This is a genomic window from Massilia sp. UMI-21, assembly GCA_015277795.1.
Lineage (GTDB): Bacteria > Pseudomonadota > Gammaproteobacteria > Burkholderiales > Burkholderiaceae_D > Telluria.
Map to the genome: position 1 here is coordinate 3,752,177 of CP063848.1, position 20,754 is coordinate 3,772,930.

The following is a 20,754-nucleotide window of genomic DNA, read 5'->3' on the forward strand; positions in this document are numbered from 1 at the left end:
CCGGATTCAAGGCGTAGCGACCTCTTCCGTAGCCCAGCTGAAGCTGCCGCTGCCGCCGGCGAACAGCAGTTCGGCGCCGCTGGCGTCGCGCAGTCGCGCCTTGATCTCGCGCGGCTGCAGGTTGCGGGCGCCCTCGTCCTCGGCGGCATCCGGGTCGACGTCCAGGGCGCGCACCGTGATGTCGCCGTCCACCTGCGCGATGGCGACGCTCACCGCGCCGGCGTGCCGTGCGCGCTGCGCCCCGAGTTTCGCCAGCAGCGCCATGCCGGACTGCTGTTCGGCTTCGATGTCCTTGATCGCCTGCGTCAGCGCGGCCATCTGCTTGAGCGCCGGCGCGACCGCCTCGGCCAGCTTCCTGAAGGCCGGCTGCTGCTCCGGCGTGAGCACCAGCTCTCCCTTGCGCACCCGCCCTGCCAGCCGGACGTAGCTGGCCACCTCCGGCTGGGCCGTCAGCGCGCCCATCGCCGCGCGCCGCTGCTGCGCCAGCTGGCCGAACTGGCCCACCCGCGCGCGGATCATGCCGATCGCCTCGTCGATGCGGCGGCAGTCGGGGCGCAGCACGAATACGCGCATCTCGCTGTGCCCGCGCGGCGCGGCGCGCTCGATGGCTACCCGCTTGGCGGCGATCGCGCAGCCCTCGGCCTGGCCGGCTTCGACGATGTCGGCGACGATCTCGCAATTGACCGCCTCCACCACCGTGACCTTGGTCCCCGAGATGCTGCAGTTTTCGGCGCGCTGCAGGCTGACCTCGCCGTTCGCGCTGTGGATGGTGGCGCCGGACGCCATCCCCATGACGACGATCGCGCCGTCGGCGTTGCGCGCACTGCCGCCGATCAGGTTGCGGTTCAGGAGCACCGTGCCGCCGCGCGAGACCACGTTGCCGAACACGTCGGCATGCACCGTGATGCTCTCGCCCTCGACCACCCGGTTTTCCTGGACTTCGCCGAATTCCTCGTAGTCGCCTTCCAGCTGCAGATTGCCGGTGGTCCTGGCGCTGACCCCATCGTGGCTGACGATCTTGTCGCCCACCGAGAGCCGGCTGCCCTCCACGTTGAGAAAGCCGTCCTGCAACGCCACCACGAACTCGCCCTCCGCGACGCGATCGACGCCCGTGCCCGGACCGCTCCATTCGCCAAGTTCGAGGTCGGCCGGCATCTCGGGCGCGAGCGCGATGCCCGACAGGTCGAAACCGGGCTCGCCCTGCACACGCGGGAGTTTCTGCAGCAGGCGCGTGCCGCGCTGGACCTGGGGGAAGCGGTTCTGGAAGCTCATCAGGTCGAGCCTGCCGTTGGCGAGCTGGCGCGGCGCATCGCTGCGGTGCAGGTCGCTCGATACCTCGACCACGCGCGCATCCTGCCCCGGGTGCGGCGGCAGGCGGCGCGCCACCACCACGCGCCCGGCCGCGCCGCCGGCGATCGCGTCCAGCACCGCCGCGACATCGATGCCGAAGCGGATGCCCTTGGTCCACATGTCGGCGATGAATTCATCGATGTCGAGCCGGACCGGCTGCTCGACGCCGTCGGCGTCGGGCAGGAACAGCGGCTCGAAATAATACTCGGCTTGCCCGTCAGCGATCTTCACCGCCCGGTAGAGCGCACGGCGGCGCGGATCGAAAGGACGGATGTCGTCGGCCAGGCGCACGACCGTTTCGCCGCGCGGGTTGCGCGGCAGGTCCGGCCCGTGACCGAACAGCGCCTTGATCAGGACCGGATAATCGAGGCCGGCGAAGTACTGGTTGCGCAGCAGCACGCTCTCGACCGCCGCCAGCAAGGCCGGTCCGAGCGCGCCCGGATCGGCATGCACGCCATCGGCCTGGCGGCTGATGCAGGATGCAATGCCAGGCAGGGGACCGGCGGGGGCATGGCGCGCCGCGGGCGCGGCCGCCGCGCTGGGGACGACGAAGTTGGACAAGGCACACGCTCCGATCTGCTCAGGTGGGCATCAAGATAGCATGTTAACCAACACAAATAAACGTATGGCAATAAATACCAGGGAGAATTGCGCCGCCGGTGTCCGCGATGAAGCAGCCCCCCAACGACAACGGCGCCCGCAGGCGCCGTTGGTGATGTGCCGGCCGGCCGCCGTGTCAGCGGCGGCGCGCGTTCGGGTACAGGTCCATGCCGGCTTCGTTGATCTGGCGGCGCAGGTCGCGGCGCTCGTCGGGCGTCATGCGGCCGCTGCGGCGCGGATCGTCGCGCTGCTGCGCGCGCACCTGCTCTTCCAGGTCGCGGCGCCGGGCGTCTTCGCGCATCTGCATCTCATAGGCGCGCTGCTCGTCGCGCGCATCCTGCGCACGGGTATCGAAACGCTGCTGCTGCAACTCTTCGCGGCGCGGGCTGCGATCCTGTCCGGCGGCGACGGCGGCCGCGCCGGTGCAGGCCAGGACGCAGGCGAGCACGCCGTGCCTGAACACACGCGCCATCCGGTCGCCGCTTGCAGTTGCAACTCCTGCCTGGGTTTTCGTATTCACGTTGTTCATGTTGTGCCTCTTCCGCGATGCCATATAAACAGATAAGCTGTGATTTCCACTTGCCGCCAGTGTATGTGCATACCGTCCGAGGTGTAAGCCAGATTGGGTAAAGTTTGTAACACAATGTAATGGCTGAGCCATAAGGACGAGATGTCCGCGCGATAAGACGTTACCATAGCGACATGCTTCTGACAATTCTGGATTCCATATGAACGCATCGACGAACAATACGGGCAGCAGCCCGACCACCGGCGCCGCCGGCAACCAGGCCGGCCACTCCGCCAGGATCATGGTGGTGGACGACGACGTCCGCCTGCGCGACCTGCTGCGCCGCTACCTCACCGAGCAGGGCTTCCAGGTGGTCACCGCGGAAAGCGCGCCGGCCATGAACAAGCTGTGGCTGCGCGAGCGCTACGACCTGCTGGTGCTGGACCTCATGCTGCCCGGCGAGGACGGCCTGTCGATCTGCCGCCGCCTGCGCGGCGCGGGCGACCAGACCCCGATCATCATGCTCACCGCCAAGGGCGAGGACGTCGATCGCATCGTCGGCCTCGAAATGGGCGCCGACGACTACCTGCCCAAGCCCTTCAACCCGCGCGAGCTGGTGGCCCGCATCGGGGCGGTCCTGCGCCGCAAGGGGCCGGACGAGATCCCGGGCGCCCCGAGCGAAACCCCGCAGACCTTCGAGTTCGGCGACTTCGTGCTCGACCTGGGCACCCGCACCCTCAAGAAGAACGGCGAGACCGTGCCCCTGACCACCGGCGAATTCTCGGTGCTGAAGGTGTTCGCCCGCCACGCACGCCAGCCGCTGTCGCGCGAGAAGCTGATGGAGCTCGCGCGCGGACGCGAATACGAAGTCTTCGACCGCTCGCTGGACGTGCAGATCTCGCGCCTGCGCAAGCTGATCGAGCCCGACCCTTCCAGTCCCCTGTACATCCAGACCGTGTGGGGCCTGGGCTACGTGTTCATCCCGGAAGGACAGCCGCGCTAGTGTTCGCTCCGATGTTCGCACCGCTTTCGGCGGCGCGCCGCGCCGCCCGCTTTGCCTGGTACCGGAGCGGCCTGTTCTGGCGGACCTTCCTGCTGATGTCCTTGCTGACCGCCGCCTCGATCGGTTCGTGGATCGGCATGATCAGCGTGTTCCAGCGCGGTCCCCAGATCCAGCAGACCGCCGAAACGGTCAACTCGATGGTGACCCTGACCCGGGCCGCCCTGATCCACTCCGCTCCGGACCAGCGCCGCGAACTGCTGTTCGAACTGGTGTCGAACGAAGGCATCCGCATCCTCACGCTGAACGACGACGACCTGGTCGAGCCGCCGCCCAACAATCCCCTGATGCCGGAGATCGCCGCCATCGTGCGCGCACGTCTCGGCCAGGAGACCCGTTTTTCCAGCGGCGTGAACGGGGTGCCGGGCTTCTACATCAGCTTCAATATCGACGGCGACGAATACTGGCTGATGCTCGAGCGCGAGCGCCTGGCCGGCCTGACGGGCAAGCAGTGGCTCGGCTGGGCGGCGCTGGTGGGCCTGCTGTCCCTGATCGGCGCCGCCTTCATCTCTTCGCTGGTCAACCGCCCGCTGGCGCGACTGACGGCGGCCGCGCGCGCCATCGCCAAGGGCGAGCGCCCGAGCCCGCTGCCCGAGAAGGGCTCGCAGGAGATCATCGAGGCCAACCGCAGCTTCAACCAGATGGTGGAAGACCTGGCCCAGGTCGAGAAGGACCGTGCGGTGATCCTGGCCGGCATCTCGCACGACCTGCGCACGCCGCTGGCGCGCATGCAGCTCGAGGTCGAGATGGCCAGCCTGCCGGCGGACGCGCGCGAAGGCATGCAGTCGGACATCAACCAGATGGACGCGATCATCGGTCAGTTCCTCGACTTCGCCAAGCCGACCGACGCCGCCACCTTCGTCGCGGTGAACCTGTCCGAGATGCTGGCCGAGGTCGGCCGCGAGGCCGGCCGCATCCGCGACCTGCGGGTGCAGGTCGACCTGATGCCCGGCGTGCACGTGATGGGCAACGCCACCGACCTGCGGCGCGTGCTCAACAACATCATCGAGAACGCCCGCAAGTACGGCAAGACGCCGGGCCAGGACTTCACCGAGATCGCGCTCGTCTTGCGCGTAAAGGCGACGGGGCACGGACGGCGCGCCTTGATCGAGATCTGTGACCACGGCGTGGGCGTGCCGCAAGACCAGATCAACCAGCTGCTGAAACCCTTCACGCGCCTGGACAGCGCGCGCGGCCAGGCCAACGGCGCCGGCCTGGGACTGGCCATCGTCGAGCGCGTGCTCACCCGCCACAACGCCGAGCTCACGGTAAGCAACCGCGCAGGCGGCGGCCTGCTGCTGCAACTGGCGCTGCCGCTGGCGGGATAGGCGGCACGTGGGTCAGCTCCTGGCCGCCCTGCTCCGTGGCCTCGGCCGCAACCTGCTGGTGTTCGCGGGCATCGTGCTGGTCCTCGCCTCCGGGCACTGGCTGCACGACGAATGGGCTGGCGTCCAGCGCATCGTCGGCGAACTCCCCGCGCTGCGCCAGGCGCAGGCCGGGTTCGATGGGCGCCGCGCCGTGCTGGCGCGCGACGCGCAGGACGAAGCGCGCCGTCTGTCCGGCGCCGGCCTGGCGCAACTCGACGCCCGGATCGACACCCTCGACGACGAAATCGCCGCCTTGCGGCGCGAGCAGGAGCGCGCGCCGGTGCTGGGCGCGGCGCTCGCCGGCCGCGAGGCGCTGGCGCAGCAGCTCGCACGCGCGGCCATGCGCGACCTGGCGCTCGAACTGCGGCGCCAGCAGAAGGCGCATTTGCTGGTCCTGCGCGCGCGCGTCGATGCGCTCGTCAACCGGCAGGCCGCGCGCGCCAGGCTGGAACAGTTGCGGCGCGCGCACGTCGCCATCTACGCGCAGCTGCAGGAGGCGCTGGCGCGGCGCGCCCGGGCCGAGGCGGCGGCGGGCGCCTGGGGCAAGCTGTTCTTCACCGGCGCCTACCGCGAGTTGCGGGCGCTGGACGCACAGGTGCAGCAGCTATTGGCCAGGAACGAGGCGGCACACCGCGCCTACCTGGCGCAGCGCACGCTGGTGAACGGGCTGCCTTCGGTGGCGGCGCCGGCCACCTTCCGGCTCGACCAGCGAGCCCTGGATGCGGCCGGCGCGCCGCTGCGCGCGCGGCTGCTGCAGGTCGAGCAGCTGGCGGGAAGCAGCGGCGCCTGGCGGGCCTACGGGGCGGTACGGCCGCTGTTGCTGCCGGCCCTGGCGCTGCTGGTCGCGTGGTGGCTGGCGCCGGCGGCCATCCGCACCGTGTTCTATGTGGTACTGGCGCCGCTGGCGGCGCGCCGGCCGCCGATCGTGATCGACGCCGCCGGGCCGGAGGCCCGGCATCCCTCCCCTGCGGTCGCGCTGGCTTCGCGTGTCTCGCAAGGCCTGCGCCTGGCGCCGGGCGACGAACTGCTGATCCGTCCCGACTACTGCCAGAGCCAGCCTGCCGGCGTCGGCGTCTCGACCCGGCTGCTGTTCGACTGGCGGCGCCCCCTGAGCAGCCTGGCCGCGCGCTTGTGGATGCTCAAGCGCCTGCGCGCCAGCACACCCGCCGAACTGGTGCTGTCGTCGGTGGCCGACCCGCTCGACGAACTCGCGCTGCTGGAACTGGCGCCGGGCCAGGCTTTCGTGCTCCAGCCGCGCGCCCTGGTCGGCATGCTGCACCGTAGCGGAGAGCGGCCCGCCATTCGCAGTCACTGGCGCCTGGGAACGCTGCACGCCTGGCTCACCCTGCAGTTGCGCTACCTGGCCTTCGAGGGCCCGGCGACGCTGGTGCTCAGGGGCTGCCGCGGCGTGCGCATGGAGCAGGCGGGCGACGGGCGCAGCATCAGCCAGGATGCGACCCTCGGGTTCAGCGCGCAGGCCCGCTACCGGACCGTGCGCGCCGAGCCTTTCCTGCCCTACCTGATGGGCAGGCAGGCGCTGTTCCACGACAGCTTCGCCGGGCAGGACGCCTGCTTCCTGTACGAGGAAGTGCCGCGCACGGCGCGGGCTGGCCGGCGCGCCAGCAATCCCCTCGAGGTGCTGCTCGACGCCGGGCTGAAAGCCTTCGGCATTTGACCAGGCGCCCGGCATTGGCCGGTGGCCGCCGCTATGCCAGGCTCGCCAGCGCCTGCGCGATGCCGGGATAGCGAAACACGAACCCTTCCCGTTCCAGGCGGCGCGGCGCCACCCGCTGCCCTTCGAGCAAGAGGTCGGCCTGCTCGCCCAGCGCCAGCCGCATCGGCCAGGCCGGCGTCGGGATGAAGCTGGGGCGACGCCAGAGGCGCGCGGCGGTCCGGCTGAATTGCGCCTGCGTCACCGATTCCGGCGCCGTGAAATTGCTCGCGCCGACAGCGCCCGGCGCCGGATGATCGAGCGCCTGGCGCCAGCGGTGCGCCATGCCGCGCACCGCATCGTCGACGTGGATCCATGACAGCCACTGCCGTCCGCCGCCCAGGCTGCCGCCCAGGCCGAGCAGGATCGGCAGCAGCATCGCCGGCAGCGCCCCGCCGGTGCCGAGGACCAGGCCGAAGCGCATGCATTCCACCTGCACGCCGTATTGCGCGGCCGCGGCCGCTGCCGCTTCCCATTCGCGGCACAAGTCCGACATGAAGATCGCCTGCGGCGGCGCGGTTTCGTCGAGCATGGTGTCGTCGCCGATCCGCTGGATGCCGTAGTAGCCGATCGCCGAGGCGTTCAGCAGCAGGAAGGGTTTCTGCCGCGCGCGCGCGATCCAGGCGACCAGCCGGCGCGTCAGCTCGATCCGGCTGCGGCGCAGGGCCGCCTTGCGCGCCGCGCTCCAGCGCGGCCCGAGGATGCGGGCGCCGGCCAGGTTGACCACCACGTCGACCGCGCAATCCGGCGCCAGCGCCTCCAGCGTGGACACGCAGCGCACCCGGCCGTCGAACAGGCTGGCCGCCGCCTCGGGCCGGCGGCTCAGGGCGATCACCGCATGGCCGTCGCGCAGCAGTGCGCGCACCAGGTGCTGGCCGATGAAACCGGTGGCGCCGGTGACCAGCACGGTGCGCTGGTCGGGGTCGAAGGACAGCGCGGGCGCGCCGGGATCGGCAGCTGCGATGCGCGTGCGGCGCATGGCGGCCAGCACGTCGCCCAGGCCGGACAGGCGCTGCCCGCGTGCAGCCGAATGCCTTGGGGTGCTCATGGTTTCTCCTTGGAAGGTGGAAGGAAGCGCGCCACCTGGCCGCCCATCCTGAGCATGCGCTGCAGGGTCTGCGGCGGCAGGTGCTGGAAATCCTGGAAGCTGGCGCTGAGCAGTTCGAGGAAGGCCAGCACGCCCTGCATGCGCGCCAGCGTGGCCGCATCGAGTTCCGCGTCTTCTGCGCCGTCGATGGCGCATTCGCGCAGCACGCTCAGGGTCGGATCGATCTCGCGCCGCTTGCGCTCTTCCAGGATGACGCGAAAGATGTCCCACACGTCCTGCAAGGCCTGGAAATGGTCGCGCCGGTCGCCCAGCACATGGCTGACGCGCACCAGCTTCCAGCTCTGCAGCTCCTTGAGGCTGTTGCTGACGTTGGAGCGGGCCACGCCCAGGGTCTCGACGATGTCGTCGGCGCTCAAGGGGCGCCCGGACAGGTAGAGCAACGCATGGATCTGCGCCACCGTGCGGTTGACGCCCCAGCGGCTGCCCATCTCTCCCCAGTGCAGGACGAACTTCTGCGCGGTCGGGCTCAGGGTCATGACTTTCCTTTATTTCTGTTATTACAGAAATTAAAGAACAAAATCGGCGCCCGGTCAAGCCTTCCCCGCATGGCATCGGTGCGAAGCCCTGCCTGGCGCCTGCCGGCCGCGCTTCGTTATACTGTCGGCTTCCGACCTTCGCGAGCCCCACATGCCCGACACCGCCCTCTCCTACCGTGACGTCGAACTGGCCGCCGAGCGCCTGGCCGGCGCCGCGCACCGCACGCCGGTCCTGAGCTCGACCACGGCCAACGCCATGAGCGGCGGCACGCTGTTCTTCAAGTGCGAGAACTACCAGCGCATGGGCGCCTTCAAGTTCCGCGGCGCCTACAACGCCATCGCGAAATTCGACGACGCCCAGCGCAAGGCCGGCGTGCTGACCTATTCGTCCGGCAACCACGCCCAGGCGATCGCGCTGTCGGCCAGGCTGGCCGGCATCCGGTCGACCATCATCATGCCGCAGGACGCGCCGGCGCTGAAGGTCAAGGCGACCCGGGAGTACGGCGGCGAAGTCGTCACCTACGACCGCTATCTGGAAAACCGCGAGGAGATCGGCCGGCGCCTGTCGCAGAAGCGCGGCATGACCCTGATTCCGCCCTACGACCACCCGGACGTGATCGCCGGCCAGGGCACGGCGGCCAAGGAGTTGTTCGAGGAAGTCGGCCAGCTCGACATCCTGCTGGTGTGCCTGGGCGGCGGTGGCCTGCTGGCCGGCTGCGCGCTGGCGGCGCGCGCGCTGGCGCCGCATTGCAAGGTGATCGGGGTCGAGCCGGAAGCCGGCAACGACGGCCAGCAATCGCTGCGCAAGGGGGAAATCGTGCACATCGCCGTGCCCCGGACCATCGCCGACGGCGCCATGGTCACCCATATCGGCGAGCACAATTTCGAGGTGATACGCCGCGCCGTGGACGACATCGTCACCGTCAGCGACGCCCAGCTGGTGCAGACCATGGCCTTCTTTGCCGAACGCATGAAGATGATCGTCGAGCCGACCGGCTGCCTGGCGGCGGCCGCGGCGCTGCACGGCGTGGTCGATGTGCGGGACAAGCGCGTCGGCATCCTGATCAGCGGCGGCAACGTCGACCTGTCGCGCTTTGCCGAGCTGATCCACACCCTCGCGGCCTGAGGGCGGGCGAGCCCTTTAGCGCTGAGAGATTCTTGTGCGCAAGCCGCGCACACGTGAAGCAACGAACAGAGCCGTGTCAGACAGACACGGACAATGGAGGCTCAATCAAAGGAGTCGACCATGAAGCGTCATCTCTGCCTCAGCATGCTTGCGGCCGCGCTGGCCGGGGCGCCCGCCCACGCCGGCTCGGACATCGTGAAGTGCGTGGACAGCGCCGGCCATATCACCCTGACCGACCAGCCCTGCGACAGCGGCGCCACCATGGTGCGCGTGGTGACCAGCGCCGTGGACCAGGCCGGCACCCGCGCCGAGCCGCATCCACTTGCCGTCGAGCACGGCGCACTGCCGCCGCGCGCGCTACCGCGCCGCCCGGCCGCGCCGCGCGTCAAGGCCAAGCCGCTGATGCGCGACGTCGCCACCCTGAAGGCGGCGCATGCGCAGTTCCTGTTGATGGATGCGGGCGCCCGCCAGACTACCCTGGCTACGCTGGATTGAACCCGTCCCGGCTGCCCGGGACCGCGCATTGCAGCTCATGCAGGTGGGTCACGCTGGCCAGGTGCAGCGCCGACGGCGCTTCCAGCGCGCGCAGCACGTCCAGCACCTCGGGATCGGTGATGAAGTCCGCCGCCGAGCGTGCCTGCAGCAGGCGCTCCGGCGGCTGCGAGCGGGCCACCGCCCAGCCCTGCACATAGTCCACGCCGATTTCCGCCAGCGTCTGCACGGTGGCGGCGTCTTCCGCCCACTCCGCGATGGTCTTCATGCCGAGGTTGCCCGCCAGGCTGACGATCGCTTCGACGATCGCCACGTTGGCCGGGTGGGCGTTGATGTTGACGATGAAGTTGCCGTCGATTTTCAGCACGTCGGCCGGCAGTTCCTTCAGGTAGGAGAACGAGGTGTAGCCGGCGCCGAAGTCGTCCAGCGCCACCTTCACGCCAAAGCTGCGCACCTGGTCGATGAAACGGCGCGTGTTGTCGAGGTCGTGCAGCGCGACGCTTTCGGTAATCTCCAGGCACAGGCGGCTGGCCACATGCACATAGCGGCCCAGGATATCGAAGGTGTCCTGCACGAAGCGCTCGTCGTTGAGCGAGGCGCCCGACAGGTTCATGCACACGAAACGCGTATTGCCCAGCTGATCGGCGTGCTCGGCGATCCAGCCCAGGGTGCTGCCCAGCACCCAGCGGTCGATCACGCTCGCGCGCCCGCTCTTCTCGGCGGCGGAAATCACCGCGCCGGCCGGCACGATGCGGCCGTCCGGCTCGCGCATGCGCAGCAGCACTTCGAAGTTCAGCGATTCGCGCGGACTGCGCAGCGACATGATCGGCTGCATCTCGAGCAGCAGGCAATCGGTCGCGTCCGGGCTGGACAGGCGAGCCACCATGTCCAGCTCGGCCGCGCGCTGGCGGAAGGCTTCGGCGCCGCTCTCGTAGACCACCAGGCCCTCGCCGCTGCCGGTCTTGGCTTCGCGGCAGGCGCGGTCGGCGGTCGAGACCGCATCCTTCATGGCGATCCCCGGGGTGACCTCGATCAGGCCGACCGAACCGCGCACATGGAAGGCCTTGTCGCCCACCCGGTATGGGGTATTGCCGAGGCGGTCGACGATGCCGCGGCAGATGATCGAGGCCAGCGGGATCGCCGTTTCCGGCATCAGGATCACGAACTCGTCGCCGCCCACCCGGCCGATCTGCTGGCCGCCGGCCAGCATGGTGGCCATGCGCTCGCAGACCTGCTTGAGCACCTCGTCGCCGGCCGCGTGGCCGAACAGGTCGTTGATCAGCTTGAAGCGGTCGAGGTCGACATAGGCCAGGGCCATCGGCTTGCCGGCGGCCAGCCCCTTGGCGGCCAGCGCGAATTCGCCCTCGATGCCGCGCCGGTTGTAGACCTTGGTCAGCGGATCGTTGTTGGCCATGAACTGCAGCTGCTCGGTGGCCTTGTGTTTCTCGGTGGTGTCCTGCAGCACGCCCTCGATGCGCGAGCGTGCCAGCGTGGCGCTGACCAGGAAGCGCTGGCTGCCGTCGCGGCTGGTCAGCTCCATCTCGGCCTCGGCCTTGGCATGAACGCCCTCGTGCAGTTCGGTCCAGGTGCTTTCGGTGAAGAACTGGCGCCATGCGGTGCGCCCGGGGACGAAGCTGGCGATGCCCAGCATCTTTTGCAGCGCCGGGTTGACGCTCAGGAAGTGGCCATACACGTCGAGCGTGAACAAACCCACCGGCATCGCCTGGTAGGCATGCTCCAGTTCCTGCTGGGCCGCTTCGCGCTGCTCGGTCTCCACCCGCATCTGTTCCGCCACGGCCAGGGCCGCCAGCAGGCTGGATGCGAGCGCGGCGGTGACGCTGTTGATGACGCCGAGCAGTTCGCGCATGCCGAGCGCGGCCGAGGCGACTTCGGCGATGGTGGCCAGGAAGCTGACCGCGAACGAGGCGGCAAACCAGGAGGCGACGCGGTTGCGCGACTCCGCGATAATCTTGAACAGGCCGACCGTCATCACCGAGAAGCAGCATACCGTGATGCCCCACAGCAGCGGCAGATACATGCCGTATGGCAGGAACATGGCGGCGGCCAGCATCGGCAGGCACAGCCACTGCATGATGCGGAACGGCAGCACGTAGCGCAGCGCCGCGATGTTTTCCCGCAACAGCGCCTGGTACAGGGTCAGCGTGGCGATGCCGTACAGGGTGATCGACACCGAACGGCTGCGCAGCAGCCACTCGGACGGAATGGTCTGGCCCAGCCACTGGATGTCCCAGCCGGCCGACAGCGCGGCCACGCGCAGGTTCAGCACCAGCCAGCCGGCGAACAGCACGTACAGGGGCTGGCGGTTGATCATGGCGGTGATCAGGATGAACAGGGCCAGCACCACCATGCCGCCGTCGAGCAGGCCGGACTTGCGGTGGTACTGCTCCACCGACAGCGCATACTGCTCGGCAGGCCATTGCAGCACCGACAGGCGCGCCGGACCGGCAAAGCGCGCGCGGCACAGCAGTTCGGGCGGCAGCGGCGCCAGTTCCAGGGCGAAGCCCGCTTTCGAGCCGGCGATGAAACCGGTCCCGGTGCTGCGCGTGGCGGCGCCCAGCGGCGCCAGGCTGGCGGCGTCCCAGCAGGCGACGTCGAGCGCGTGGCGCGAGGGGAATTCGACCACCTGGCTGCCGGCGCGCGGCATCGGTTCGAACAGGAACCAGACCGGGTCTTCGGACAGGTGGGTGTCGTGGCCGGTGCTCAGGCTCGATGCGCGCACCCGCGCCAGCGCGGCGGCCGGCTCCAGCCCGGCCTCCTGCTGGACCGCGATGTGCATCGACAGCGGCACGTCGCCGACGGCGCGGTACTGGTCGTGCCAGAACAGCAGGGCGATCAGCGAGACCAGGCCGATGCCCAATGGAATCAGGTAATACGAAAACAACTTCAACACCCGCTCCACCGCCGCGTGCGCGGCGCCTGGTAGCGAAGAACGACGATCGGGTGTTGGTGTGGGCATAGGCTGAGTCACTGCGACGAATACTACCACCGGAGCCGGGGGCAGCGGCAAAGCGCAAGGATACAGCTTTAAAGTAATGCCGTCATGCAATATTTGCTCAGGCGACGGCCAATTCGCGTCCCTGCAACGCCGGATCCGTCATCTGCGCGACAAACGACGCCTTCGCCAGCAGCGGCGGCCGCGCCGGCCCGACATCGATATCCGGATGGTGCGTGTTGAAGAAGAAGTTGAACAGCGGGTGACGCGCGTCGCGGTAGCGCTGCTCGAAGCTGGCGATCTCGAAGGCCATCACGCGATGCGGGAGGTTGCCCACGTGGCGCAGCGGTACCGGGCCCTGCTCCGGGAACACGTCCGCAAACAGCATCTGCTCGTACTGGCGGTCGACCGGCGGGCGGCCGGTGGCCACCGAGTAGTCGATGACATTGTTTTCGCAATACATGAAGCAGGCCTTGATCAGCGCGACCTTGACCATGCGCCCGACGCGGCCCTCGTCGATGCCGAGGCGGGTCGCTTCGACCAGGCGGCGGCCCTGCAGCCAATCGGGCAGCACCACCGACTCCTCGACGCCCAGCGGCCGGTACAGGTTGGTGCGGATGCGGGTGCTGCCCAGCGGCGAGCCGTCCAGCTTCGACTCGGCCAGCAGCACGATGGTGTCGTCCTCGTAGTCGGCCGCTTCGGGCAGGGCCAGCGAACGGGCGAAGTCCGGTACGTGGCGGGCATAGGCGGCGTGGCGGATCCTTACCGCCTTGAGCAGATCGGCCTCGGTTTCCACGCGGCGAATCGTGAACGGCAAGCGCTCGGTGGTACGCCCCGCGACGCGCGTTTCACGGGCGGCGCGTGCCGAGGTATCGACGGGGTTGGAGACGACTGGGTCGAACAGCGACATGAGGAAAACTCCTGGATTGGATGAATGAAACAGAACTTGCTCGAATCAAATTATCAATCCTCTTAGCAACTTTCTAACTGCTGAGATGAAGTGCTTTTGAGCCTCTGTTTGTCCCACAAAACCGCAGGAATATTCTGAAAAATTTGTAATATTCATCCTACATGAAAGCACGCTCGTACTTAACAATCTGTTTACACTCGCGCGCTTCCATGTCACAAATGCCGCGCGGATGAGCAGAGCGCTGCGCCGCCCACCGCCCTGCCCCTCCCCTACATCATGCGCGCCGTGCCCGACACCCGGATCGACGCGCCCGGTTCGGCAGGAATGTCCGCGCCCAGGCGCGAGCGCATGCCCATGTCTTCACCCTGCACTACGTCGATGTGGCCGCCATGTGGCCAGCCGAGCGCGCGCAGGTAGCCGGCCAGCGCGGCGGTGCCGGCGCCGGTCGCCGGATCTTCGAGCACGCCGCCGGAAGCGAAGGGGTTCCGGGTATGGAACAGCTGAGGAGTCTCCGCCCATGCCAGCACGACCGTCACCACGCCGTAGGCATTCATCAGGCGGCGCCCGGCATCCAGTTCGTAGGCCATGCGGGCCAGCGCGGCACGGCTGTTCAGGGCCAGCACCAGGTGGTCGGCGCCGCCATGGGCCAGGGCCGGCGGGATACGGTCGTCGAGATCGGCGCGGGTGTAGCCGAACAGGGCCAGCGCGGCATCCACCAGCGCATCGGGCGCCGGCGCGCTACGGGTCGGCGGCGACTGCAGGCTGGCCGCCACGCGTGCGCCGTCCACCCGGCCCTCGACCGAGATCGCGGCCGCATTCAGCGCCAGCCGGTAGCGACCGTCGCCGAAACGACGCGCCAGCGCGGCCCCCAATGCGATGGTGGCGTGGCCGCAGAAGGGCACTTCGGTTTCGGGCGAAAAATAGCGCACGCGCCAGGAATTGCCGCCGGCGACGGCATCCCCGTCGCGCTGCGGTGCGGCAAAGACGGTTTCGGAAAAGCCGATGGCGCGGGCCAGCGCCGCCATCTCCGCGGCGGGCGGCAAGGCCTCGCCGATCCATACGCCGGCCGGGTTGCCGCCGCCGTCGCCATCGGAAAAGGCGGCGATGCGAAGGACGTCTGATTCGGTCACGGATTGCTGCATGGCGCTTCCTTTCTTGTGCTTGAGCGAACGCCATCATAATCCGTGGGCCGGCCGGCCGTAGCCCGGTCCCGCCTCAGGGAGCGCCCTGCTGCATGGCGGCGGCCATTTCCTCGGGCGAGACGTCGCGGATGTGGGTGGCCATCGACCAGCGGTGGCCGAACGGGTCTTCGACCACCCCGTAGCGGTCGCCCCAGAACATGTCGGCCGGCGCCATGCGCGCGATCGCCCCCGCCTCGACCGCGCGCGCGAAGGCGCTGTCGACGTCCGGCAGCGCAAGGTGGATGGTGACCGGGGTGCCGCCCAGCGCCGCGGGGCCGGTGGTGTCCCAGTCGGGGAATTCGTCGGCCAGCATCAGCATCGAATCGCCGATGCGCACGGCCGCGTGGGCCAGCTTGCCGGCCGGCCCCGGCAGGCGCATGACTTCGACCGCGCCGAAGGCGCGCGCGTAGAAGGCGATGGCCTCGGCCGCGCCGGCGCAGGTCAGGTGGGGCGTGATGGTGTGCATGCCGTCTTCGACCGGCTTGACGGGGGTGGTGCTTGCGTTCATGAAGCGCTCCTCGCTGTTGGACATGCCTACAGACACCCGGCGGCCCGCGATGGTTCGGACTAACCGCATCGGGCTTGACCTGGCCCCGCGACAGGGCTAGTATTTAGATATTCATCTAATTAGAGAGCGATCGAACATGGCTGGACCATTGAACGAGGTGTTCAAGGCGATCGCCGATCCGACGCGGCGTGAGATCCTGCGCCTGCTGCGTCACGAAGAGATGAGCGCGGGCGAGGTGGCGGCGCGGTTCGACATGACCAAGCCGACCATGTCGCATCATTTCGCAGTGCTCAAGGCGGCCGGCCTGATCACCAGCCGGCGCGAAGGGCAGACCATCTGGTACGCGCTCGACACCACGGTGCTCGAGGACGTGCTGGCCTGGTCGATGGACATGGCGCGTGGCGCCAAGGGAGACAAATGATGAAGAAGCGTTTTATCCTGGTATGCCTGGCGGCGCTGCTGCTGGTGGCGGGCATGATCGCATTCGTGTATCCGGAACTGCCGGCGCGGGTGCCGCTGCACTGGAACGCCGCCGGCCAGGCCGACGGCTGGGGCGCGCGCCATCTGCTGCTGATCTACCTCGCCCTGCTGGCCGCCACTTCCCTGCTGTGGCTGGTGCTGCCGCTGCTGTCGCCCCGCCGCTTCGCGGTGGACAGCTTCGAAGCGACCTGGTGGTTCACCGGGATGGCGATGGTCTGCCTGCTGGCTTACGTCCAGTGCGTGCACCTGTGGGCCGCCTGGAAACCGGGCCTGCCGATGGAGCGCGCGGTGCTGGGCGGGATCGGCCTGTTCTTTGTTCTGATCGGCAACGTGATGGGCAAGGTGCGCCGCAACTTCTGGCTCGGGGTGCGTACGCCCTGGACGCTGGCGAACGAACGGGTCTGGTATGCGACGCACCGGCTCGCGGCCAGGACCATGGTGGCGGGCGGCCTGCTGACGCTGGCGGCGGCACTGTCCGGGCTGCCGGGACAGGTGGCGGTGGCGGCCCTGATCGTGGCGGCGCTGGTGCCGGTGGTGTTCTCGCTGGTGTACTACAAGCGGCTCGAGCGGGCCGGCACGCTGGAAGCCTGACGCGGGCGCCGGCGGCGCGGCCACGCGCTGGCCGCTTCACCGGTCCAGCACCTGCTGCAGCCGGCCAGCCAGGAATTCGACCAGCGCCGCGACCCGCGGCGCCAGCGATCCCTGCTTGTAGAACACCGCCCACACCGGCTGCGTCCAGGGCAGCGTCGCCTCTTCCAGCACCGGCACCAGCCTGCCGGCCGCCACGTCGGCGCGCGTCAGGAAGGTCGACAGCGAGGCGACGCCGGCGCCGGCCAGCGCCAGGTGGCGCACCGTCTCGCCGCTCGAGGCCAGCACGCCCGGGCTCACCGTCCAGCCGTCCCCGCCCGCGTGCCGCAAGGGCCAGGTATTGAGCGTGGCCGGCGCCGTGAAGCCCAGCGTGCGGTGCGCCTCGAGCGCGTCGACGCTGGCGGGAGTCCCATGCCGGGCCAGATACGCCGGCGCGGCCAGCACGCGCAAGCGGGTCGTGCCGAGGCGGCGCGCGTTCAGGGTCGAATCGGGCAGCGCGCCGATGCGGATCGCCAGGTCGGCACGCTGTTCGATCAGGTCGACGTAGGTCTCGCCGCTGACCAGCTCCAGCTGCACCAGGGGATAGGCGTCCAGGAACTCCGGCACCAGCGGCGACAGCAGGTGGTCGAGCGCCGGAGTGGCCGCATTCACCCGCACCAGGCCGGACGGCTGGGAACGCCGCGCGGCGGCCTCCAGTTCGGTATTGGCCAGCTCGGCCAGCAGGCCGCGCGCGCGCCCGAGCAGCCAGCCGCCCTCCTCGGTCAGCTGCAGGCGCCGGGTGGTACGCTGCATCAGCGTCATGCCCAGCTGCGCCTCGAGCCGCGACATGGTGCGCGACACGCCCGACGGCGTCTGGCCGAGGCGTTCGGCCGCACGCGAGAACGAGCCCGTGTCAATGACTGCGCAAAAGGTAATCAAGGCATATACATCGATCATTGATGACTCCCGGTCAAAAATGAATTGTACGCCAAGGCATTTTTCTTTGTCCGGCCGGCCGCCACACTGCGGGGCCTGGATCAAAGGAGAACACCATGCCACTCGCACTCTGGGCGCTCACGCTGAGCGCTTTCGCCATCGGCACGACCGAATTCGTGATCGTCGGCCTCATTCCCACCATCGCCGCCAGCCTGCACGTGTCGGTGCCCTCGGCCGGGCTGCTGGTCAGCCTGTATGCGCTGGGCGTCGCCGTCGGCGCACCGGTGCTCACCGCGCTCACGGGGCGCATGCCGCGCAAGCGCTTGCTGCTCGGACTCATGCTGCTGTTCACCCTCGGCAACCTGTTGGCCTGGATGGCGCCGGGCTACGGCGCCCTGGTGGCCGCGCGCGTGCTCACCGGCCTCGCCCACGGCGTCTTCTTCTCGATCGGTTCGACCATCGCCACCAGCCTGGTGCCGAAGGAAAAAGCGGCCGGCGCGATCGCGCTGATGTTCACCGGACTCACGGTCGCCCTGGTCAGCGGGGTGCCGCTCGGGACCTTCATCGGCCAGCACTTCGGCTGGCAGGCGAGCTTCCTGGCAGTGTCGCTGCTGGGCGTGGCGGCGACGATCGGCAGCTGGATCCTGGTGCCGGCCAATATCGCCGGCAGCAAGCCGTCCAGCCTCGTGGCCCAGCTTGCGGTACTGAAGAAGCCGCGCCTGCTGCTGGTGTATGCGATCACCACGCTCGGCTACGGCGGTTCCTTCATCGCCTTCACCTATCTGGCGCCGATCCTGCAGGAAGTCTCGGGCTTTGCCGCCGCCAGCGTGGGCCTGGTGATGCTGGTGTACGGCGTCTCGGTCGCGGCCGGGAACATCTGGGGCGGCCGGCTGGCCGACCGCAAGGGCCCGCTGCCGGCGCTGCAGATCGTGTTCGCGCTGCTGGCGCTGGTGCTGCTCGTGCTGAGCTTCACCGCCCCGCACAAGTGGCTGGTGCTGGCCACGGTGCTGGCCTGGGGCGCGGTCGCCTTCGGCAATGTGCCGGGCCTGCAGGTCTATGTGGTGCGGCGCGCCGAGCGCGATGCGCCGCAGGCGGTGGACGTGGCATCCAGCCTGAACATCGCCGCCTTCAACGTCGGCATCGCCCTGGGCGCCTGGGGCGGCGGCCTGGTCGTCGCCAGGCTGGGCCTGATGGCCACGCCCCCGATCGGCGCCCTGGTCGTGGTCGGCGCGCTGGTCCTGACCACGCTGGCGCGCTGGCTGGACCGGCGCGACGGCCTGGCGGCCACGGCCGTGCCGGGCGGCGCCGTCGTCACCCATTGACGGCGCCGTGGAAGGCTTATTCGTCCAGCTCGGGATAGTGGCGGAAGATCCCGTTCTGGTTGAACGGGATGCGGCGCGGCGAGGCCAGGTAGGCCGCGATGTTGGGGCGCGCCGCCACCCGGTCGCGCAGCGCCACCAGCGCCGGGTAGTCGCCTTCGAGCCGCTTCATCGCATTCGGAAAGGCATACCGCAGGCCTTCCATCACCTGGAACAGCGACAGGTCGGCATAGCCCGGCTTGTCGCCCACCAGCCAGGCGCGCGGTTCGGGATTGCTGAGCAGGCGCGAGAAATATCCCAGGAACTTGGGCAGCCGCGTCTCGATGAGGTCGGCGGCGCGCCGCTGCGCTTCCGGCTTCTGGTCCTCGTAGTAGAGCGAGGTGGCGATCGGGTGGTGGGTATCGTGAATCTCGGTGACCAGGTCGGCGATGGTCAGCTGCAGCTGGTGGGTCCAGAGGCGGCCGGGATCGGTGCGCGGCGCCAGGCCATGCTGCTCGCCCAGGTACAGCAGGATGTTCGCGACCTGGCCGATGCTCAACTCGCCTGCGCGCAGGAAAGGCGGGGCGAACGCGGGATGGGCTTCGGTCTCGAGTGCCGACAGCAGCAGGTCCATGCCGCCCTGGCGGCGCGCCACGTCCACATACTCGGCCCCGGCTTCCTCGAGAGCAAGCCGGACGAACTCTCCGCGCCCCTGTATACCCGGCCAGTAAAAAAGTTCATACGCCATCTCGCACCTCCGGTCTGCTTCGGTCTGGCGCAATTATCGATGATGAATAGGAAGCGTGTCGCCGCACAAACATGGTACTCTTGCTTGCCTGTCGGGCGAAAACAAAAAGTCGTAAAAAGACGCAAAAGCCATAAGAGAGAGACACCATGAACGCGACCTTTTTCTGCGCTTCCATTCACCTCCCCCTGACGCGCCCCGGTTCCAGTTAGCCTCCCGGTAAATTGCATGGCAGAATATGATTTCTGACGTGCAAGCCCGTTCACTTCGTGGCGGGCATCGAAGATAAAGACAGCAGCGCCATCGTGGCGCACGCAACTTTACGCCGACCATGCCGACTCGACCGCACCCATGATATTCGCTCACCTGACCAAGCATTGGCTAGCACGCCGCAGCCAGTACACGCCCGCTTCCTGGATGCTGAGCATCGTGCGCAGCCTGCGCGTGCTGCGCTACTGGCGCGAGCACCAGGCCCTGTGCCGCCTCGACCTGGTACGCCGCTTCGTCGCGGCGGCGCCCAACGACGACCTGTTCCACCACCTGAGCCACCGCAGCTACCTGTCCAGGGACCTGAGCGCGCGCCAGCGCGTGCAGTGCGTCCTGTCGCACTACCGCTTCGAAGACGCCGCCTTCGGCAGTGCCTATCACCAGGCAGTGTACGGCAACGGTCCCGGCGGCGGCGGGCTCACCCTGTGGCAGCACGCGGCCCAGCGCGACGGCGGCGAACATCAGTTCCTGTTGCGCCTCGAAATGGCGCCGCGCCACGATGCCGAAGGCGACCTCACCATCTCGCTGGTCGCCGACGGCAAGTACCTGCACCGCCTGTCCTACACCTGGATCGACGGGCAACTGGCCGGCGTCGACCTGCCCACCGTGCCCTTCGTCACCCGCAACCAGGGCCGCTGGACCGACTCCGGCGCCGCCTTCGCGGCCTTCGAGGAAGCCTTCCCCAACAACTCGCCCAGCTTCTTCTGCTTCGCCGCGATGCAGGGGGTCGCGCAGGCGCTCGGCATCGACCAGGTGGTGGCCATCAAGTGCAGCGCGCACATCGCCTACAACCCGCTCGACGTGAAGCACTTCGAGAACGCCTACGACGGCTTCTGGAAGATCCTGGGCGGCGTCGAGATGCCGGGCCGCAGCTACCTGATCCGCCTGCCCTTCTATCTCAAGCCGCTGTCCGAGATGCCGTCCAAGCACCGCAAGCGGGCGGCCCAGCGCCGCGAATTCTGGCGCGCCATCGGCGACTCTACCCGCAGCACGCTGCTGCGCCACATGGTGCCGGCCGCCAGCAGGCAGGCGCGTACCGCAAGCGCGCCGGCCACGGCCGAAGCCTGAATCCCGGCGCCATCCGCACTGCGGCAAGACCGCCCCCGGCCGG

18 protein-coding genes and 1 pseudogene are annotated in these 20,754 nt (G+C 68.9%); 9 read left to right on the forward strand and 10 right to left on the reverse strand.

The genetic code is table 11. From position 1 onward, the window contains the following. Positions 1-6: 6 nt before the first annotated feature. A complete protein-coding gene (locus IM543_16480; protein ID QOY93156.1) occupies positions 7-1,911 on the reverse strand; it encodes a DUF342 domain-containing protein in 1,905 nt (634 codons plus the stop codon). A 175-nt stretch (positions 1,912-2,086) separates the two neighbouring features. Then, positions 2,087-2,479, reverse strand: a complete 393-nt coding sequence (locus IM543_16485) for a hypothetical protein (GenBank protein ID QOY96837.1) — start codon at positions 2,477-2,479, stop codon at positions 2,087-2,089. Between the two features lie 199 nt (positions 2,480-2,678). On the opposite strand from IM543_16485, the gene ompR reads away from it, so the two are divergent. Genes ompR through IM543_16500 form a run of 3 tightly spaced genes read left to right on the forward strand, consistent with a single transcriptional unit; the run spans position 2,679 to position 6,560 of the window. Beyond that, complete coding sequence (ompR, locus tag IM543_16490; protein ID QOY93157.1) at positions 2,679-3,461, forward strand: two-component system response regulator OmpR; 783 nt, start codon at positions 2,679-2,681, stop codon at positions 3,459-3,461. 11 nt (positions 3,462-3,472) lie between these two features. After that, entirely contained in the window at positions 3,473-4,846 is a 1,374-nt protein-coding gene (locus tag IM543_16495) for a HAMP domain-containing protein (GenBank protein ID QOY93158.1), read from the forward strand. 7 nt (positions 4,847-4,853) lie between these two features. Next, positions 4,854-6,560, forward strand: a complete 1,707-nt coding sequence (locus IM543_16500; GenBank protein ID QOY93159.1) for a hypothetical protein — start codon at positions 4,854-4,856, stop codon at positions 6,558-6,560. A 31-nt stretch (positions 6,561-6,591) separates the two neighbouring features. Here IM543_16500 and IM543_16505 read toward each other — a convergent pair whose 3' ends face one another. Both IM543_16505 and IM543_16510 read right to left on the reverse strand, forming a co-directional pair. After that, a complete protein-coding gene (locus IM543_16505) occupies positions 6,592-7,644 on the reverse strand; it encodes a TIGR01777 family protein (GenBank protein QOY93160.1) in 1,053 nt (350 codons plus the stop codon). Next, positions 7,641-8,180, reverse strand: a complete 540-nt coding sequence (locus IM543_16510) for a GbsR/MarR family transcriptional regulator (protein ID QOY93161.1) — start codon at positions 8,178-8,180, stop codon at positions 7,641-7,643. The genes IM543_16505 and IM543_16510 overlap by 4 nt, the downstream gene beginning before the upstream one ends. A 151-nt stretch (positions 8,181-8,331) precedes the next feature. Here IM543_16510 and IM543_16515 point away from each other — a divergent pair, with 151 nt between their 5' ends. Then, positions 8,332-9,306: a threo-3-hydroxy-L-aspartate ammonia-lyase gene (locus tag IM543_16515; GenBank protein ID QOY93162.1), complete on the forward strand. Its 975-nt coding sequence runs from the start codon at positions 8,332-8,334 to the stop codon at positions 9,304-9,306. Between the two features lie 120 nt (positions 9,307-9,426). Further along, entirely contained in the window at positions 9,427-9,801 is a 375-nt protein-coding gene (locus IM543_16520; protein ID QOY93163.1) for a DUF4124 domain-containing protein, read from the forward strand. Here the strand turns inward: IM543_16520 and IM543_16525 are convergent. From IM543_16525 to IM543_16540, 4 genes and pseudogenes are all read right to left on the reverse strand, one after another. Next, on the reverse strand, positions 9,788-12,706 hold the full coding sequence (locus IM543_16525) for an EAL domain-containing protein (protein ID QOY93164.1): 2,919 nt from the start codon (positions 12,704-12,706) through the stop codon (positions 9,788-9,790). The genes IM543_16520 and IM543_16525 overlap by 14 nt on opposite strands. Positions 12,707-12,938: 232 nt before the next feature. Continuing rightward, positions 12,939-13,574 (reverse strand): annotated as a pseudogene (locus tag IM543_16530) (hypothetical protein). A gap of 356 nt (positions 13,575-13,930) precedes the next feature. Continuing rightward, positions 13,931-14,803: a PhzF family phenazine biosynthesis protein gene (locus IM543_16535; protein ID QOY93165.1), complete on the reverse strand. Its 873-nt coding sequence runs from the start codon at positions 14,801-14,803 to the stop codon at positions 13,931-13,933. Positions 14,804-14,876: 73 nt separating this feature from the next. Next, on the reverse strand, positions 14,877-15,350 hold the full coding sequence (locus IM543_16540; GenBank protein QOY93166.1) for a VOC family protein: 474 nt from the start codon (positions 15,348-15,350) through the stop codon (positions 14,877-14,879). Between the two features lie 148 nt (positions 15,351-15,498). On the opposite strand from IM543_16540, the gene IM543_16545 reads away from it, so the two are divergent. Next, the gene (locus tag IM543_16545; GenBank protein QOY96724.1) at positions 15,499-15,771 is read left to right on the forward strand and encodes a winged helix-turn-helix transcriptional regulator; all 273 of its coding nucleotides are present in this window, start codon (positions 15,499-15,501) and stop codon (positions 15,769-15,771) included. Beyond that, positions 15,771-16,421: an SdpI family protein gene (locus tag IM543_16550; GenBank protein QOY93167.1), complete on the forward strand. Its 651-nt coding sequence runs from the start codon at positions 15,771-15,773 to the stop codon at positions 16,419-16,421. The genes IM543_16545 and IM543_16550 overlap by 1 nt, the downstream gene beginning before the upstream one ends. A gap of 36 nt (positions 16,422-16,457) precedes the next feature. Here IM543_16550 and IM543_16555 read toward each other — a convergent pair whose 3' ends face one another. Continuing rightward, positions 16,458-17,354: a LysR family transcriptional regulator gene (locus IM543_16555; protein ID QOY93168.1), complete on the reverse strand. Its 897-nt coding sequence runs from the start codon at positions 17,352-17,354 to the stop codon at positions 16,458-16,460. Between the two features lie 95 nt (positions 17,355-17,449). Between IM543_16555 and IM543_16560 the strand changes: the two genes are divergently transcribed. Then, positions 17,450-18,655, forward strand: coding sequence for an MFS transporter (locus IM543_16560; protein ID QOY93169.1), 1,206 nt, complete (start codon positions 17,450-17,452; stop codon positions 18,653-18,655). Positions 18,656-18,671: 16 nt separating this feature from the next. On the opposite strand, the gene IM543_16565 is transcribed toward IM543_16560, so the two are convergent. Further along, positions 18,672-19,379: a glutathione S-transferase gene (locus IM543_16565; GenBank protein QOY93170.1), complete on the reverse strand. Its 708-nt coding sequence runs from the start codon at positions 19,377-19,379 to the stop codon at positions 18,672-18,674. A 348-nt stretch (positions 19,380-19,727) separates the two neighbouring features. Between IM543_16565 and IM543_16570 the strand changes: the two genes are divergently transcribed. Then, positions 19,728-20,711 carry a DUF535 family protein gene (locus IM543_16570; GenBank protein QOY93171.1) on the forward strand — a complete coding sequence of 328 codons (984 nt, stop codon included), beginning with the start codon at positions 19,728-19,730 and terminating at the stop codon, positions 20,709-20,711. Positions 20,712-20,754: the final 43 nt, after the last annotated feature.

Bases quoted from the DNA above. Each gene is read 5' to 3' on its own strand.
- IM543_16485 (QOY96837.1), bottom strand. From the start codon at position 2,479: ATGAACAACGTGAATACGAAAACCCAGGCAGGAGTTGCAACTGCAAGC.
- ompR (QOY93157.1), top strand. From the start codon at position 2,679: ATGAACGCATCGACGAACAATACGGGCAGCAGCCCGACCACCGGCGCC.
- IM543_16495 (QOY93158.1), top strand. From the start codon at position 3,473: ATGTTCGCACCGCTTTCGGCGGCGCGCCGCGCCGCCCGCTTTGCCTGG.
- IM543_16505 (QOY93160.1), bottom strand. From the start codon at position 7,644: ATGAGCACCCCAAGGCATTCGGCTGCACGCGGGCAGCGCCTGTCCGGC.
- IM543_16510 (QOY93161.1), bottom strand. From the start codon at position 8,180: ATGACCCTGAGCCCGACCGCGCAGAAGTTCGTCCTGCACTGGGGAGAG.
- IM543_16515 (QOY93162.1), top strand. From the start codon at position 8,332: ATGCCCGACACCGCCCTCTCCTACCGTGACGTCGAACTGGCCGCCGAG.
- IM543_16520 (QOY93163.1), top strand. From the start codon at position 9,427: ATGAAGCGTCATCTCTGCCTCAGCATGCTTGCGGCCGCGCTGGCCGGG.
- IM543_16535 (QOY93165.1), bottom strand. From the start codon at position 14,803: ATGCAGCAATCCGTGACCGAATCAGACGTCCTTCGCATCGCCGCCTTT.
- IM543_16540 (QOY93166.1), bottom strand. From the start codon at position 15,350: ATGAACGCAAGCACCACCCCCGTCAAGCCGGTCGAAGACGGCATGCAC.
- IM543_16550 (QOY93167.1), top strand. From the start codon at position 15,771: ATGAAGAAGCGTTTTATCCTGGTATGCCTGGCGGCGCTGCTGCTGGTG.
- IM543_16555 (QOY93168.1), bottom strand. From the start codon at position 17,354: ATGATCGATGTATATGCCTTGATTACCTTTTGCGCAGTCATTGACACG.
- IM543_16560 (QOY93169.1), top strand. From the start codon at position 17,450: ATGCCACTCGCACTCTGGGCGCTCACGCTGAGCGCTTTCGCCATCGGC.
- IM543_16565 (QOY93170.1), bottom strand. From the start codon at position 19,379: ATGGCGTATGAACTTTTTTACTGGCCGGGTATACAGGGGCGCGGAGAG.
- IM543_16570 (QOY93171.1), top strand. From the start codon at position 19,728: ATGATATTCGCTCACCTGACCAAGCATTGGCTAGCACGCCGCAGCCAG.